Annotated in this window: 1 protein-coding gene; it reads right to left on the bottom strand. The window is 63.5% G+C overall.

The annotated features are described in order from the left end of the window. On the bottom strand, positions 1–617 hold a 617-nt coding region (locus MD273_RS18640), incomplete at both ends, for a DUF2264 domain-containing protein (protein WP_239039270.1).

Below are 617 nucleotides of genomic sequence, written 5' to 3'. Positions count from 1 at the left end.
AGCGACCGGCCATAAGGGATTGCAGCGCCGTCATCGGCAAACCAATGCTGGAAATCCTCGGCAAACAGGCGGGCACGCTCGCGATAGCGCGTGGCGTGGTCCGGATAGAGGTCGGCTGCGACTTTGGCCACGACAAGCCCGTAGAAATGGAGCGCCATAGGCGAATAGTAGTCGCGATGGCGCCAGACGCCGTCGCGGTAATAGCCGTCGCCGAGATAGAAGGTCTCGATCCGCTCGAGCGCCTTGGTGACCGCCTCTTCCGACCACTGACGTCCGACATTGCGCAGGCCGAGATTGACCAGCACGCGGAAGAACAGCCAGTTATTGTCCGGCACGTCCAGCTCGTTGATGGTCAACAGGAAACGCTCGGCCTTGTCCTTGGCCGGCTCCGACATCGGACGCCAGAAGACGTCGGGCGCGAGCAGCAGCGTGAGGCCGATGCCCGCCATTTCGACCAGCCGCTGATCGAACGGCCGGGGCTTGCCCCAGTATTCCTCGTGGTTCGGGTCCATGCCATGGGAGAAGCCGTCGACATAGCGCCGGGCATCCTCGAAGCTTGCACCGCCGGCGACCAGCGGCACGATGCCCCACAGCGGACGAACGAAGGCCTCCATTTC

The sequence above is a fragment of the Marinobacter sp. C7 genome (assembly GCF_022343555.1).
Lineage (GTDB): Bacteria > Pseudomonadota > Gammaproteobacteria > Pseudomonadales > Oleiphilaceae > Marinobacter.
Note: the sequence above shows the minus strand (reverse complement) of the source record. Positions and strands in the feature narration are given on the sequence as shown.